Source organism: Paucidesulfovibrio gracilis DSM 16080 (genome assembly GCF_900167125.1).
In the GTDB taxonomy this organism is placed as follows: domain Bacteria; phylum Desulfobacterota; class Desulfovibrionia; order Desulfovibrionales; family Desulfovibrionaceae; genus Paucidesulfovibrio; species Paucidesulfovibrio gracilis.
The window spans coordinates 1-14,663 of record NZ_FUYC01000017.1 but is presented as its reverse complement, the minus strand read 5'-3'; the positions used below and the strand labels follow the sequence as shown (position 1 = coordinate 14,663).

Sequence of the window (14,663 nt, the reverse complement as noted above, 5' to 3'; positions counted from 1 at the left end):
GGTCAGCAAGGGGATGAGCAAGCTACAGACCGCGCGGAAAGCGGATATCCGCCCGTGCGGAACCGTGATACGACGCTTTTGGTTGGTAGCAAAAGCCGGTTCCCCGGGCAAGGGCGAGGCGCATGGATATTGAAATGCATTCCCGGAGAGGCTAAGAGAGAGGGATATGACCACTAAGACGATTTTGTTCGTGGCGGAACCTCAGGCCGTAAGCGGCATCTTCTCCACATTGAAGGAGGCCGGTCTCCAGGCGGGATTGGCCGACAATCTCAATGGAGCCTTGCAATTTGTGCGCAAGTCTTCGCCCGCCGCCATTTTCTGCCGTCCCCGCCTCCAGGGGTTTGCCGCGGAAAAGCTCCTGGCCGAGGCCCAGGCCGATCCGGACTTTCCGCCCGTGGTGGTCTTTTCCCGCGATGGCACCGCGGATGAGGCCCAGCGGTTTATGGAGTTGGGGGCGCGTGATTTCTGGCTGGAGCCGCTGCTTTGCGAAAAAATCCAGGCCGTGCTGCCCCGCAACGATACACCCGCCCGCCCCGCTGCCGAGTCCACGCCCTCCGCGCCGGAACCGGCTTCAGGACACGTCGCTCCCGTGGGCGCGGCCAAAAATTTCCAGGTCATCGGCAAACATCCGGCCATGCTCCGGGTTTTGGCCCTGGCCAAGCAAGTGGCCCGCTCCAAGGCCACGGTGCTGATTTCCGGCGACTCCGGCACGGGGAAGGAAATGTTCGCCCGGTTCCTGCATTACCATTCCGACCGTGCGAACCAGCCCTTTGTGGCCGTGAACTGCGCGGCCCTGCCTGAACATCTGCTGGAATCCGAACTGTTCGGCCACGAAAAAGGCGCGTTCACCGGCGCCATCAATCGCAAGTTGGGCAAGTTCGAGCTGGCCTCGGGCGGCACCATGCTGCTGGACGAAATCACGGAAATGGACCTGGGCCTGCAGGCCAAGCTTTTGCGCGTGTTGCAGGAAGGCGAGATCGACCGCGTGGGCGGCGTGGAGACCGTGGGCGTGGACGTGCGCGTACTGGCCACCACCAACCGGGACATCGAACAGACCGTGCAGGAGGGCAAATTCCGGCAGGATCTGTTCTACCGGCTCAATGTCATCCCGCTAAAGCTCCCGGCCCTGCACGAACGGGGCGAGGACGCCCTGCTCCTGGCGGAATTTTTTGTGGCCAAATACTGCGCGGCCTACAACATGCCCCGGCCGCCGTTTTCGGACGAAGCCCGGCAATGGCTGCTGGACTACGACTGGCCCGGCAACGTGCGCGAGTTGCAAAACCTCATGGAACGCGCCGTACTGCTGGCCGGAGGCGGTCCTGTGACCCCGGCCCATTTCCTCATGGATCCCGAAGCCTGGCAGCCTGACGATCTGGATGGCGCGGTCTCGGACACGGACACCACCCCGCCCGAAACCCGGGACGAGGCGCTCTCGGTCATGCCCCTGCACGAAATGGAAAAACGCCTGGTGCTCAAATCCCTGAACGAAACCGGCGGCAACCGCACCCAAGCCGCGGAGCTGCTCGGTATTTCCGTGCGCACCCTGCGCAACAAGATCAACGAGTACAAACAGTTGGGGCTTGTGGTTCCCTGATCTTCCGGCCCGGTGCTCCCGCGTCCGCGCTTCATTCTCCCTCCCGCATGACGGCAAGGCCTGGGCCGCGCTTGATCTTTGCGCGCATCTCTGGTCTGGAGGGGCGGCAAACCATCAACCCAGACCACAGGAATTTCCATCATGAATGACGAGAGCCGGGAATTTTTGCAAAACATGCCCCAGCTGAAGCCGGGGGAAACATTTCAGTTTCGCTGTCATCCGGGCGTGGACTGTTTCAATGCCTGTTGCAGCGACCTGAACCTCATGCTCACCCCCTATGACGCCCTGCGCCTGCGTCGCGCCCTGGGCAAATCCAGCCGTGAATTCATCCACGCCCACTGCCTTGTGGCGGCCGGGCAGGATCTGGGCTTCCCCATGGTCCGGCTGCGCATGCTGGATGACGACCGGCAGAGCTGTCCCTTTGTGCGGCCCGAAGGCTGCTCCGTGTACCCGGACCGGCCCGGCGCCTGCCGCACCTATCCTCTGGGCCGCGCCTCCATGCTGGATGACGACGGCAACCTGGTGGAACATTTTTTCATTGTTCAGGAACCGCACTGCAACGGTTTTAAGGAAAAAAGCCACTGGTCGTCCGGGGAGTGGCTCCAGGATCAGGGGCTGGAGGAATACAACGAAGCCAACGACCGCTACATGCGGCTCATGAATCGCTGGAAGGGTCAGGGCCGTTCCCTGGATGAACGTCAGGCCAACATGGCCTTTTTGGCGCTCTACCAGCCCGACGATTTCCGCCGCTTCATCACGGACATGCGCATGTTCGACCGTGTGAACGTGGACGAGGAGCGCCAACGCGCCATCATGGAGGATGAAGAAGCGGCCCTGGCCTTTGGCCTGGACTGGCTGGAACTGATCCTCATGGGCGACTGCCCGGGCCTGGAAAAAAAATGACTCCGATGCTCCCCCCCAATCCCAAACTGTTCACAGTGGACACCTTTGCTCCGCTGCGCGAACAACTGCCGGAACAGCGTCGTCTGGTCTTCACCAACGGATGCTTCGACATCCTGCACCCCGGCCACGTGGATCTGCTGACGCGCGCCCGCGCCCTGGGCGACGCCCTGGTGCTGGGGCTGAACTCCGACGACTCGGTGCGGCGGCTGAACAAAGGGCCGGAACGCCCGTTGAACCGCCAGGAAGAACGCGCCTTCGTGCTGGCGGGCCTGACCTGCGTGGATTACGTGATCATTTTTGACGAGGACACGCCCCTGGAACTGATCCGGGCGGTGCGGCCGCATGTGCTGGTCAAGGGCGGGGATTGGCCCGTGGAATCCATCGTGGGGCGGGACGTGGTCCAGGCCTTGGGCGGCGAGGTGTGCAGCCTGCCGCTGCTGTCCGGATATTCCACCACGGGGCTGGTGCGCCGCATCCGGGGGTGATCCGCCCGGAACCCGCGTGGCGCACTGCTTGACAGACGGACCGTTACGCGGTATTGAATCCGGCTCCTGACAATTTTGGGCCAGTAGCTCAGTTGGCAGAGCCACCGGCTCATAACCGGTCGGTCCCAGGTTCGAATCCTGGCTGGCCTACCAACCCCTCCGCAGCGCAGCGGAGCCGAGGAAGGAAGTATTGCCCAAGGATACGGTCAACAAAACACCACTTTCCTCGCCGACATACGAGAGGCACGAATGCTCCCCCAGGGGAAACCCTAGGGGAGCATCTTTTTTTCAAAAATCCGCCTAAGTTATGAAAATAAAAGAAATAATAGCTACTTTGCAAGCCCTGGCTCCGGAGCGGTACGCCGCCCCCTGGGACAACAGCGGCATCCAGCTGGCCGGAACCCGGCACCAGGCCCGACGACTGGCCGTGTGCCTGGATCCGCTGCCGGAACAATTGGCCCTGGCCGTGGAATGGGACGCGGATTTCGTGCTCTCCCACCATCCGCTCTACATGAAGCCCACAGCCCCGGTTACGGACGGTCCCTACCTGCGCGCCCTGCGCACCCTGCTGCCTTCCGGGGCTTGGCTCTACGCCGCTCACACCTCCCTGGATTCCAGCCCCCGCGGCACAGCCTGCTGGCTGGGCGACGAATTGGGCCTGGAGGACCGGCAAGTGTTGGAGCCGGGCAATCAGTTCGACTCGGTTTCCGTCTCCTTCTTTCTTCAGGAGGATCTGGACGGCGACCTCGCGGATGAACTGGCCGATTTGGACGGCGTGTTCGGCGTGGCCCAGGAAGGCACGGGCGAAGTGCGCATCCTCTGCCACGGCGCGGCCTGGGAGAACGTGCGCGCCCGCCTGGACCGCGCTTTGGACCAGGGCGGAATGGAGCGCACCGCCTATTTCCGCACCCGTTTGGCCGCCCCCTGCGAAACCGTGGGCTTTGGCGAAAGCGGCCGGTTGCCGGGCAAGCTGCCCTATGAACAGTTCACCGCCCTGCTCGGCGGACTCGTGGGCCGGGATCAGTGGAACGAGATCGGTCCCCGGCCGGAAAACGTGCGCCGCGTGGCCTATCTGCCGGGATCCGGGGCGTCGGCCCTGGACGCGGCCCTTCGTTCCGGGGCGGACGTCTTCATCACCGGAGACGTGAAATATCATGCGGCCTTGGACGCAGTGCAGGCCGGATTGCATGTGCTGGATGTGGGACATTTCTGCCTGGAAGAGGAAATGATGCGCCGCTTTGCCGGACGGCTGGAACAGGAGCTGGAAGGCGTGGAAATTCGTTTTCTTCCGGGCGTGGATCCGTTGCAAAGCCGCGTCGCCCGATGACGCGGCCCGATATCCGGCGGATTCGAATACAGGTGAAACCCGGCCTGGGCCGGTTCACGAATAGAACAAGGTGAGGACGTATGTATCAGAAACAGATCGAACAATTGGTGATTTTGCAGAGCGTGGACGACGAGATCATCGGCCTGCGCGAGGAGCTGGAAGCGGCCCCGCGTGAGCTTGCGGATCTTGAACAGCGCCTGGAGTCCTTCAATACCCGTGTGCAGGAAATCGACGAAAAGGTCGAAACCCTGGGGGAAAAACAAAAGCGCCTTGATTTTGAAATCGAGGAGGACGCCGGCAAGGTCAAAAAGAGCAAGAACAAGCTCATGATGGCCAGCAACACCAAAGAATATCACGCCATGATGCGCGAGATGGACAGCTTGGAAAAACTCAACCGCATGCGCGAGGAAGAGCGCGTCACCGTGGTGGAGGAGCTGGCCGCGCAACAGGACGCCAAAACCGAGTTGGACAAGGAAATGGGCGAACTGCGCGAGCAGTGCGAAGAAAAGCGGGCCACCCTGCAGGAACGCGTGCAAAAAACGGAAAAACGCCTTGAATCCTTGGATAAAAAGAGGAAAAAGGCGGGCAAGGTCGTGCCTGATCCCATCCTGGGCCGCTATGAGTTCATCCGTTCCCGCCTGTCCCATCCCGTGATCGTTCCGGTCACCGAGGGCGTGTGCGGCGGCTGCAACATCATGATTCCTCCCCAGATTTACAACGAGCTGCAAAAGGGCAAGCAGATTCTCTCCTGCCCCAACTGCCAGCGCCTGATCTATTGGGTGGAGCACACCCCGGAATCGTTGCGCGAGGCTGAGTAGTCCGGAATGCGGACTTGCGCGCCGGGCCGGTGTTTGTCACCATGTCGGCCCGGCGCGAAGGTCCGAAACCGTCGCATATATATTTTGGAGTCGGACAGGTCGTCGCTGCGGTGCATGTCGCCGTGGAGGAAAGTCCGGGCTTCGCAGGGCAGGACGCTGGGTAACGCCCAGCAGGAGCGATCCTGGGAAAGTGCCACAGAAAACAGACCGCCCGCCGGTTTCCGGCAGGTAAGGGTGAAACGGTGGAGTAAGAGACCACCAGCGGGTGCGGTGACGCATCCGGCTAGGTAAACCCCGTCCGAAGCAAGACCAAATAGGGAAGTCGGCCGGCCCGGCCATCAGACTTCCGGGTAGGTTGCTTGAGGCGTGCGGTAACGCCCGCCCCAGATGAATGACGACCGCCCCGCAAGGGGAGACAAAACCCGGCTTATCGTCCGGCTCCACATTGTACACCATGGGCGGCCCGTTCCGATGCACTTCGGAGCGGGCTTGCTCCAACGAACGAGGATCACGTGAGCGCAAGCCCGGAAACATGGGCCGTGCTGCTGGCCGCCGGTAGCGGAACCCGCTTGGCCGAGGCCACCGAGGGGCGGCGTAAACAATTTCTGCCCCTGGACGGCGCGCCCCTGTATTGGCGCTCCGCACGGACTCTCGCGGCCCTGCCCGCGCTGCGCGGACTGGTGTTCGTGTTCCCCGAATCCGAACTGGAACAACGTGAGGCCGAGCTGCGGGAATGGATGCAGCGTGTTCCCCTGGGCCTGCCCTGGCAGGCAGTTCCCGGCGGAAAACGCCGTCAGGATTCCGTGCGACACGGCCTGCGCGCTCTGCCTCGGGAGTGCGGTCGCGTACTCGTACACGACGCGGCCCGGCCCTTTGCCTCACCCGCGCTGATTCTCCGCGTGCTCAATGCCCTGGAACAAGGAGCGTCGGGCGTTGTGCCGGGGCTGGCTGTAACCGACACCATCAAAAGCGTGGATTGCGCCGAACAGGTGCTGACGACCCTGGACCGCGCCGCGCTCCGCGCCGTGCAGACGCCGCAGGGCTTTGACCGGAGCGTGCTGGAAACGGCGCACGAACAGGCGTTGACCCACGAATGGGACGTGACCGACGACGCATCCATGGTGGAACGGCTCGCGGAACAAACCCCGCACGCCGCACCGGGCGGTGTGGTTGTGGTGCCGGGCGAGGAAATCAATATGAAGATCACCACCCCCGCGGACCTGGAACGGCTGCGCCCCCAGCAGCCCAGGCAGGCCGTCACCGGCTTCGGCTACGACGTACACCGCTATGCCGGGGAAACCGACACTGGTCCGGTTCGCTCCATGGTCCTGGGCGGCGTGCCCATCCCCCAAGCGCCGGGCGTTTTGGCCCACTCCGACGGGGATGTGCTGCTGCACGCGCTTACCGACGCCATTTTGGGGTGTTGCGGCGGCGGGGACATCGGGGACCACTTCCCGGACAATGCCGAAGAAAACGAAAACCGCAGCAGCGCCGTATTCGTAAAGGAAGCCCAGGCGCTGGCCCGCCAACGCGGAACGCGCATTGTTTCCGTGGATCTGACCGTCATCGCCCAGATTCCCCGGCTCGGCCCGCATAAGGAACACCTGCGCGAAAACGTGGCCAGGCTGTTGGAATTGCCCATGGCCTGCGTGAACATCAAGGCCACGACCGAAGAACATCTCGGCTTTACAGGGGAAAAACGCGGTATTAAAGCTGTTGCCCTGGTCAGCGCCCTGCGCGACGCCGATTGCATGCAGTAACGGACAATTGCCCGGTCGGACCAACGCCCGGCAATACCTATATTTCAACATTCAACGAGGGAGAGATCATGGCAAAAGGCAAAAATTTATTGGTGGCGCTGTGCATCGGCGCTGTGCTCCTTGTGGGCGGCTACTTCGGCGCCCACTACATGGCCAAAAATGTGGCGGAGCAAAAGGTCAAGGAATTCTTCGCGGGTATGGACGATGTGGTCCACGCCGAATACGGCGACGTTGACGTGAACCTCTTTACCCAGGCCGCGGAAGTCAACGACCTCAAGGTCGCCGTGCTGGGCGGCAAGGTCATCGACATCGACCAGCTCGTGCTGGACCGCTACGAGGAAAAGGACGGCGTACCCCACGCCGTGACCGTCCGCTTCAGCGGTGTGGACGTCCCCGTGACCCCGGAATATTTCGGCGACTCCGTGGACGTGATCCGCAACCTGGGCTACGAAATGCTCCACTGCGACTACGTCATGGATTACGCCTACGACGAGAAGGATAAAATCTTTGAAACCAAGGAACTCTCCCTGAGCGTCAAGGACGCGGGACAGTTCTCCCTCTCCTTTCGCCTCGGGAACGTGGATCTTGCGGACCTGACCAAGGGCGGACCCAGCGCCATGCTCGTGACCGTGGACCAGGCCGAACTCAGCTATGGGGAAGACTCCCTCATGGATCGCCTGTTCGACATGGCCGCCAAGGAAGAGCGCATGTCCCGCGAAAAGCTGATGGCGGAAATCAATCAGAACACGGACAGGGAAATTCAGCGCGCCCGGGCCAACGGCGAAGACTTCGCCGCCCAGGTCATGGAGGAGATTCAAGAGTTTTTGAACAACCCCCAGACCCTTCGTGTCCAGGCCCAGCCCGACGAACCCGTGGCCATGCTCCAGCTGCTCGGCATGCAGGATCCCAAGGACGTGATTCGCACCCTGGGTATCCAGGTTGTGGCGGACTAGCGGGAAAGCATCGGTTACAGCAATCAAAAAACAAGCATACCAGCTTGTTGCAACCGGAGTTCTTCAATGCGACTGTATAATACCCTCACGGGAAACAAGGAAGAATTCACCCCGCTGAACGGCAATGCCGTAAACATGTACGTCTGCGGCATCACCGCGTATGACCTTTGTCATATCGGACACGCCCGCTCCAGCGTGGTATTCGACGTGCTCGTGCGCTACCTGCGCCATAAAGAATACGATGTCACCTTTATCCGCAACTTTACGGATATTGATGACAAGATCATCAAGCGCGCCGCCGAAACCGGAATGGATCCTGCGGAACTGGCCGCCAAGTTCATCCAGGAGTTCTATGTGGACATGGACCGGCTCGCCGTGCTCCGCGCCGACGTGGAACCCAAATGCACCGAACACATCCAGGAGATGATCCAGCTCACCCAGCGGCTCATCGACAAGGGCCACGCCTATGCCGCGCCCAATGGCGACGTGTACTTCAAGGTGCGTTCCTTCGAAGGATACGGCAAGCTCTCGGGTCGGCGTATCGAAGAACTCGAATCCGGTGCGCGCATCGCTCCCGGGGAAGACAAGCAGGATCCCCTGGACTTCACCCTCTGGAAGGCCGCCAAGCCCGGGGAGCCCTCCTGGGAAAGCCCCTGGGGACCGGGACGGCCCGGCTGGCATCTGGAATGCTCGGCCATGAGCGAAAAATACGTTGCCCTGCCTCTGGATATCCACGGTGGCGGACAGGATTTGGCCTTCCCGCATCATGAAAATGAGATCGCCCAGTCCGAGGCCGCCACAGGCAAACCCTTTGCCCGCTACTGGGTCCACAACGGATTCGTGCAGATCAATTCCGAAAAAATGTCCAAATCCCTGGGCAATTTTTTCACCATTCGGGACATCCTGGCCCAGTTCCACCCCGAGACCCTGCGCTACTTCCTGCTGACCATGCACTATCGCAGTCCCTTGGACTTCTCGTTTGATGCCATGGAAGAGGCGGAAAAAGGTCTCAAACGGGTCTACGCGGCCCTGCGGCAAATCGACGAGGAATCGGTCCGCTCCAAATGGTCCAAAACTCCGCTCCCCGAAGAGCTGCTTCAGGAGCTGGAAACCATTGAAACCGAATGGACCAGAAGCATGGAAGATGATCTGAACACCGCCGGAGCCATGGGACAGGTCTTTAACGCCGTGCGGCTGGCCGGTCGTCTGGGCGAGGATAAAACCCTGCGGAAATCCGAAGGCGCACGCGACCTCTGGCAGCGCATCAAAACCGATATGGCCGCCTGGGGCAAGGTGTTCGGCGTGTTCGAGCGCAATCCCGCCGAGTTCCTCGATGAATTGCGCAACACCCGCGCCGCCCGCAAAGGCATTGATCCAGAGCAGGTGGAACAACTCATGGCCGCCCGACAAGACGCCCGGAAAGCCAAAGACTTCACCGAAGCCGACCGCCTGCGCGAGGAACTCGCCGCACTCGGCGTGGAAGTGAAAGATACACCCAAAGGTCCGGTCTGGGACGCCTGATACGCCCTCTGACGACCACGGGGAAAGAGAAGAGCCTTCGGCGACCAGGGGGAAACCTTTCTGAAGAAAGGTTCTTCCCCCTGGACCCCCTTTCCAAAGACTTTTCTTAGCTCCAGACCTGCGGTCTGTCGCGGTTATCGTTTTTTTGTTTTGTTTCACCCCCCCCTTTTCCCCTCCCCAAACAAAAGAGCGGCCCAGGCCGCTCTTTTGTTTGGGGGCGCACCGTTGCCGCGAGTTTCGGGAGGACGCAGCCATCCCGGAAATCGCGGCAACATGAGATCGCGCCGTCGCGCTGCTCCTTGCTGCCATCCTCCAGACGTCCTCCCACCCCATGCCCCCGGCCGCGCGCAGCGCGAGACCGGTAAATGGGGGTCCAGGGGGCCACGGGCCTCCTGGCCGCCGGAGGCATGCCTTTCAGCCTGTGCTGCTATGGAGCCGTGGCTAACAATCTTTCGCGTCTTTGCTCAGGTACAGACACATATCCAGCAGTTGACTCATGGCGATTTGCAAGACCGCGGTTCCTGCTTCGGGAATGGCGCTTCGGGTGATGGCCCTGGAGAAGAGCAGGGAAACGAACAGCTCGTCATTTTGGTTCCAGGGTTGTGCCTCAGAAGGAATTTTTTGTTCAAACGCTTGGTAGTACACGCGATTTCTCCTTGTTGGGAACGCTGCTGCGACAAGCGATCCCGAGCAGTGTCTGCATTTCTTATCGGCTGGGGCGGGCAGGGCTTTAGGCTGTCGGTCCAAGGAGAAAAAAAGGGACCGGTCCCCTTGGTTGGAAACCGATCCCTGTGTTGGTCGTTTGGTGGAGTTTAAAGAATGGTGGTTTTTGAGAATTCGTGGATGCTGGTCTGGATTGCTTCTTCGGAGCCGAGCACCACGGAGCGTCCGTGTTCTGCCACGAGGCGCGCGGCCTCGGCGAAATGCCGGAAGTCGCCGCTGGTGGTGTTCAGAATATCCTCACGAATCTGCTGTCGCCAGGCGTCGTCCACGCCGGAGAGGTGCCGGATCATGGACGTGAATCCTTTGGCGTCGGGCAGCATGTGGCTGTCCATTTCTCCGATGGCGCCGATGACGCTTTTTTCGATGTCGTCGTGGCTCAGGGCGGTGTCCCGCAGGTAGGAGCCGACATGGTCGAACACGCGCAAGGTGTTGTCCAGGTTCGGATCGCGGTAGGAGACGAAGCAAAGCGTACCGGAGAAGATATCGAACATGCAGAACGCGCCGTAGGCACCGCCCAGGACGCGAACCTGATCCCAGAGGAATCCGGCCCGCAGGAATTTACTCACCGCGTTGGCCGCGCCGTTGAACTCCATGCCCAGCTCCCGCAGGTTTGCGCCTTTGCCCACGTAATTGACCTGAGCGGGCAGGATCAGGGCTTCCCGTTCGGGATAGCTGCATGGGGTCCGTTCCAGCCGCGGGTTCATGGCATCCGGCAGGGCGCGGGTCAGGGAGGTGATGCCGGGCATGATCTCCGCGAAATCATCTTCGCTGGCTGTGACGTTGATGATCAGATTATTGCGGGAAAAGAGCAGCTCCCGCATTTCCTGCAGGTCGCGCAATACGGCCGGAAAGTCGTTTTCCACGCGCTGGGCCAACTCCCGCAGGTAGAAGAGGTTGGTCACTCCGTGCATCAGTTCGTTGGTGAGTCCGGCTTCGTGCATTCCGGCCCGCAGACGGGCGGCCACGGCGTTGTGTCCCGAGGGGATCATGCGCTGCTCGGCCCGGGCCTTGGCCTCCAGCACCATCTGGCGGAAGCGGTCTTTGTTGTCCATCCGGCATTGTGTGAGCACTTCCAGCAGGATGCTGAACAATTCGTCGGCGCGATCCACGGTGCATTTGCAGCGCAGGAAGAGCTTGGAAACGCAGGGCGCGTCGGTCAGCAGCGTGGGGGCTGCATAGGTCATCGGCTCAATGCCGCCGGTTTTGCGGGCGATGCGTTTGGTCAGGGTCACATAGTCGCTGTGTTCGGTACCCATTTCCAGCAAGGCCCGGCCGAACAACGGCACGTAGGGCAGGAGCCGTTCGGGCAGACGGCAGAGGTCAAATCCGAGATCCAGGTACAGGATGCCCGAGGTATCCAGGTCATGCAGCAGCGTGCAGGACTCGTCGCGCTCGTAGGATTCCAAGGGGATGATCTGGTTGCGGGGGGGGAGGTCCGACGGCGAAAGCCGCGGGATGGCGGCCAGCTTTTCCGGGTCGTCGGGCTTGCTCTGCTGTTCGCGCAGATGGTCCGCTATGTCGCGCAGCCGGGCCTGCTCCTCTTCGGTCATGCTTTGGCGCACGTCCTCAAGGCGTTCTCTTTCCTTGCGGCGGACTTTTTCCGCCAATTCCGGATCCGGGAACAGCTTCAGGGTCACGCGATGCGGATTGTCCAGGAAATGTTCCTGAATGATTTTTTCAAACACGGCCTCGCCCGAGCCGACACGTTCCTTGAGGCGCAGGAGCGGTCCCTCAAAGGCAATGATGTCAACGGGATTGCCGCCGTATAGCCAGGTGGACAGGCCACGGAACATGGCGGACATGCCCCGGGGATAGTTGCCGGTATTGTTTTCGCGCAGGGCGAATTCCTCGCTGTTCAACGCGGCTTCCACGTCGTGCGGGTGTGCGCCCTGCTCCACAATCTGGCGCAAGGTATCCAGCACCAGGTCTTCCACCTTGTCCACATCTTCCAGGGCAACCCCTTTGAGTCCGGTGGAAAAATACATCTGGCGGATGTCGGTTTCCAGGCCCACGCCCGTAATGTCCTCGCCCAGACCCGAATCCAGCAGCGCCTTGCGCAATGGAGAGGACGGCAGACCGATGAGCAGGTGTTCCAGCACGTTCAGCGCCAGGTTCAGGTCCGGGTCGCTGGTTTCGGGCAGGCCGAAGTTCACGGTGACCATGCTCCTGCCTTCGCCGCTGGACGGATAGTGGCGGGTCACGGTCTGCGGGGCTGCAAACGGCGGCTGCAACCGGACCATGCGCCCCGGTTCGCCCTGCTCGAAACGGTCGAAATATTCATCCAGCACGGCCAGCCGTTTTTCCGGGTCGTCGTTGCCCCAGAAAAATGCGAACGCGTTGGACGGGTGGTAATGCTCACGATGAAAGGCCATGAAGCGTTCAAAACTGAGCTGGGGAATCACATCGGGGTCGCCGCCCGAATCCAGGCTGTAGGCCGTGTCCGGGAAAACCGCATGCTGCGAATATTCGTAGAGCAGGCTGTCCGGGGAGGAATACGCGCCCTTCATCTCGTTGTAGACCACGCCCTTGCATGTCAGGGGTTCGCCCGCGTCTTTCTGCTCGTAGTGCCAGCCTTCCTGCCGCAATACGTTGCGCGTCAGTCTGGGGAAGAACACCGCGTCCAGATACACGTCCACGAGATTGTAGAAATCCTGGGCATTGGCGCTGGCCACGGGGTAGCACGTCTTATCCGGAAACGTCATGGCATTGAGAAAGGTCTGCAATGACCCCTTGAGCAGCTCCACGAACGGTTCCTTCACGGGATATTTGCGCGAGCCGCAAAGCACCGAATGCTCCAAAATATGCGGCAGGCCCGTGGAGTCCGCCGGAGTGGTCCGAAAACTGATGCCAAAGACTTTGTTTTCATCCGAATTGACCATCGAAAGCACTTGCCCGCCAGTGCGTTCATGCTCATACAGCAGCGCACGAGAGGAGATTTCCGGCACCTCCCGTTCCGCGATCAACCTAAATCCATGCTTTTTAGCCATTATTTGTCCCAAAGGTTGGAGATTCCCTCTCTGTCACGCTACCAGAACTCGCGGCTTGACGCCACAATCATCGCGTTCTACCTCTGTATAATCAGCGTTACCCTGCTTGTTAAGGACGCTTGATAACAAAAAAAGGAGATGGGCCGCAGGAGCTGAGCACATGACCATCTTGAAGATTTGCCCGAGTGCGCCCGTGTGGGCGGGCTGGTCAAGGACTTCACGCTCGACGCCTTTGATCCGGAAGAGGGTGGATTCACCCGCGTGACCCGCTCGGAATTGCAACACCGAGGAAAATGGACCGTACTCTTTTTCTGCCCCGCCAAATTGGTCACCCGGGCAAAAAAACGCTGACATCCAGAAAAGAATTGGTGGGATGCGTCTACGAATCCATTCATGAGTAACACCGTTGCCGGACCGAGGAACCTACCTTGGGTCGGTCCCGCATGCAAGCCCCTGGAGTCGGCATGACCTGGGATCCTGAAAAATACGAACAGTGGTTCACCACAACCGCCGGAGCCGTGGCGCTGGATTGCGAACGGCGACTGCTTGACTTCATGGTGGCCGGCTGGCCCAGACGCGGCACGCGACTATTGGAAATCGGCTGTGGAACAGGACTGTTTTTGGAATCTTTGTGGCAAAAAGGCTTCAACGTCACAGGCGTTGACCGCTCCCTGAGCATGGTCGAGGCCGCACGAAAACGCATGGGAAAACGCGCGGAAATTGAAACAGCCAACGGAGAATGCCTGCCCTTCCGGGCCGGGAAATTCGATTTCGTGATCCTCTGGACCGTGCTGGAATTCAGCAGTGACCCCGCCGCCATGCTGCGCGAAGCAACACGCGTTGCCGAACAAGGCGTGCTCATCGGCTTTCTGAATCGCTGGTCCTTGTACTACCTCAGCAACGGAAGAAATCCACAAAAAAGCCTGGGACGCGCCCACTGGTTCAGCTGGCCGGAAATGCGGCGGCTCATCAAAGTCAATGTGGGGCGACCCGCAGAGCACGCCTTTTCCGTGCTGCCCGGTCCCGTCAGCTCCTGGAAAAAAAGTATGCCCTTCCGATTGCTGAACTCACGCTGCATCCCGCCATGGTTCGGAGCCTTCACCGCTGCCCGGGTCGACTTCAAAGACCAAACACCACTTACGCCCATCGCCTCCTGGACACACGGATCACAGGCCGGCTGAAAGGCATGCCTCCGGCGGCCAGGAGGCCCGCGGCCCCCTGGACCCCCATTTACCGGTCTCGCGCTGCGCGCGGCCGGGGGCATGGGGTGGGAGGACGTCTGGAGGATGGCAGCGGGGAGCAGCGCGGCGGCGTGTCGTTCTGTTGCCGCGATTTCCGGGATGGCTGCGCCCTCCCGAAACTCGCGGCAACGGTGCGCCCCAAAGCAAAAGAACGGCTTCGGCCGTTCTTTTGCTTTGGGAGGGGGGAGAAAATAAAAATCAGATAAACAACGAACATCTGCGACAGACCGCAGGTCTGGAGCTAGGAAAAGTCTTTGGAAAGGGGGTCCAGGGGGAAGAACCTTTCTTCAGAAAGGTTTTCCCCCTGGTCGCCGAAGGCCACTTCTTTTTCCCCTTGGTCGCCGAAGGCCA

At 60.8% G+C, this 14,663-nt stretch carries 12 protein-coding genes, 1 tRNA gene and 1 other RNA gene; 12 read left to right on the top strand and 2 right to left on the bottom strand.

The annotated features are described in order from the left end of the window. Positions 1 to 166 precede the first annotated feature (166 nt). The 10 genes from B5D49_RS12290 (at position 167) to cysS (ending at position 9,361) form a co-directional block, all read left to right on the top strand. Positions 167 to 1,594: a sigma-54-dependent transcriptional regulator gene (locus B5D49_RS12290; RefSeq protein WP_078718007.1), complete on the top strand. Its 1,428-nt coding sequence runs from the start codon at positions 167 to 169 to the stop codon at positions 1,592 to 1,594. 141 nt (positions 1,595 to 1,735) lie between these two features. After that, complete coding sequence (locus tag B5D49_RS12285; protein ID WP_078718006.1) at positions 1,736 to 2,497, top strand: YkgJ family cysteine cluster protein; 762 nt, start codon at positions 1,736 to 1,738, stop codon at positions 2,495 to 2,497. Next, positions 2,494 to 2,982: a D-glycero-beta-D-manno-heptose 1-phosphate adenylyltransferase gene (gene rfaE2 / locus B5D49_RS12280; RefSeq protein WP_078718005.1), complete on the top strand. Its 489-nt coding sequence runs from the start codon at positions 2,494 to 2,496 to the stop codon at positions 2,980 to 2,982. The genes B5D49_RS12285 and rfaE2 overlap by 4 nt, the downstream gene beginning before the upstream one ends. 77 nt (positions 2,983 to 3,059) lie before the next feature. Further along, positions 3,060 to 3,135: transfer RNA gene (locus B5D49_RS12275), tRNA-Ile, on the top strand. A gap of 154 nt (positions 3,136 to 3,289) precedes the next feature. Next, positions 3,290 to 4,309 carry a Nif3-like dinuclear metal center hexameric protein gene (locus tag B5D49_RS12270; protein ID WP_078718004.1) on the top strand — a complete coding sequence of 340 codons (1,020 nt, stop codon included), beginning with the start codon at positions 3,290 to 3,292 and terminating at the stop codon, positions 4,307 to 4,309. An 80-nt stretch (positions 4,310 to 4,389) separates the two neighbouring features. Next, the gene (locus B5D49_RS12265) at positions 4,390 to 5,127 is read left to right on the top strand and encodes a zinc ribbon domain-containing protein (RefSeq protein WP_078718003.1); all 738 of its coding nucleotides are present in this window, start codon (positions 4,390 to 4,392) and stop codon (positions 5,125 to 5,127) included. 86 nt (positions 5,128 to 5,213) lie between these two features. Then, an RNA gene (gene rnpB, locus B5D49_RS12260) (RNase P RNA component class A) lies at positions 5,214 to 5,573 on the top strand. A 66-nt stretch (positions 5,574 to 5,639) separates the two neighbouring features. Further along, positions 5,640 to 6,887 carry a 2-C-methyl-D-erythritol 4-phosphate cytidylyltransferase gene (ispD, locus tag B5D49_RS12255; RefSeq protein ID WP_078718002.1) on the top strand — a complete coding sequence of 416 codons (1,248 nt, stop codon included), beginning with the start codon at positions 5,640 to 5,642 and terminating at the stop codon, positions 6,885 to 6,887. 68 nt (positions 6,888 to 6,955) lie between these two features. Continuing rightward, the gene (locus tag B5D49_RS12250) at positions 6,956 to 7,840 is read left to right on the top strand and encodes a hypothetical protein (protein WP_078718001.1); all 885 of its coding nucleotides are present in this window, start codon (positions 6,956 to 6,958) and stop codon (positions 7,838 to 7,840) included. Positions 7,841 to 7,906: 66 nt separating this feature from the next. Then, positions 7,907 to 9,361 (top strand): cysteine--tRNA ligase, encoded by a 1,455-nt coding sequence (cysS, locus tag B5D49_RS12245; RefSeq protein WP_078718000.1) that lies wholly within the window; start codon positions 7,907 to 7,909, stop codon positions 9,359 to 9,361. A gap of 441 nt (positions 9,362 to 9,802) precedes the next feature. Here cysS and B5D49_RS12240 read toward each other — a convergent pair whose 3' ends face one another. Both B5D49_RS12240 and B5D49_RS12235 read right to left on the bottom strand, forming a co-directional pair. After that, positions 9,803 to 10,006: a hypothetical protein gene (locus B5D49_RS12240; protein ID WP_078717999.1), complete on the bottom strand. Its 204-nt coding sequence runs from the start codon at positions 10,004 to 10,006 to the stop codon at positions 9,803 to 9,805. A 167-nt stretch (positions 10,007 to 10,173) separates the two neighbouring features. Beyond that, a complete protein-coding gene (locus B5D49_RS12235) occupies positions 10,174 to 13,071 on the bottom strand; it encodes an insulinase family protein (protein WP_078717998.1) in 2,898 nt (965 codons plus the stop codon). A 177-nt stretch (positions 13,072 to 13,248) separates the two neighbouring features. Here B5D49_RS12235 and B5D49_RS14895 point away from each other — a divergent pair, with 177 nt between their 5' ends. Then, positions 13,249 to 13,422, top strand: a complete 174-nt coding sequence (locus B5D49_RS14895; RefSeq protein WP_159447228.1) for a thioredoxin domain-containing protein — start codon at positions 13,249 to 13,251, stop codon at positions 13,420 to 13,422. Positions 13,423 to 13,535: 113 nt separating this feature from the next. Then, positions 13,536 to 14,252: a class I SAM-dependent methyltransferase gene (locus B5D49_RS12230; RefSeq protein ID WP_078717997.1), complete on the top strand. Its 717-nt coding sequence runs from the start codon at positions 13,536 to 13,538 to the stop codon at positions 14,250 to 14,252. The last annotated feature ends 411 nt before the right edge of the window (positions 14,253 to 14,663 follow it).

Bases quoted from the DNA above. Each gene is read 5' to 3' on its own strand.
- B5D49_RS12290 (WP_078718007.1), top strand. From the start codon at position 167: ATGACCACTAAGACGATTTTGTTCGTGGCGGAACCTCAGGCCGTAAGC.
- B5D49_RS12285 (WP_078718006.1), top strand. From the start codon at position 1,736: ATGAATGACGAGAGCCGGGAATTTTTGCAAAACATGCCCCAGCTGAAG.
- rfaE2 (WP_078718005.1), top strand. From the start codon at position 2,494: ATGACTCCGATGCTCCCCCCCAATCCCAAACTGTTCACAGTGGACACC.
- B5D49_RS12270 (WP_078718004.1), top strand. From the start codon at position 3,290: ATGAAAATAAAAGAAATAATAGCTACTTTGCAAGCCCTGGCTCCGGAG.
- B5D49_RS12265 (WP_078718003.1), top strand. From the start codon at position 4,390: ATGTATCAGAAACAGATCGAACAATTGGTGATTTTGCAGAGCGTGGAC.
- B5D49_RS12250 (WP_078718001.1), top strand. From the start codon at position 6,956: ATGGCAAAAGGCAAAAATTTATTGGTGGCGCTGTGCATCGGCGCTGTG.
- cysS (WP_078718000.1), top strand. From the start codon at position 7,907: ATGCGACTGTATAATACCCTCACGGGAAACAAGGAAGAATTCACCCCG.
- B5D49_RS12235 (WP_078717998.1), bottom strand. From the start codon at position 13,071: ATGGCTAAAAAGCATGGATTTAGGTTGATCGCGGAACGGGAGGTGCCG.
- B5D49_RS12230 (WP_078717997.1), top strand. From the start codon at position 13,536: ATGACCTGGGATCCTGAAAAATACGAACAGTGGTTCACCACAACCGCC.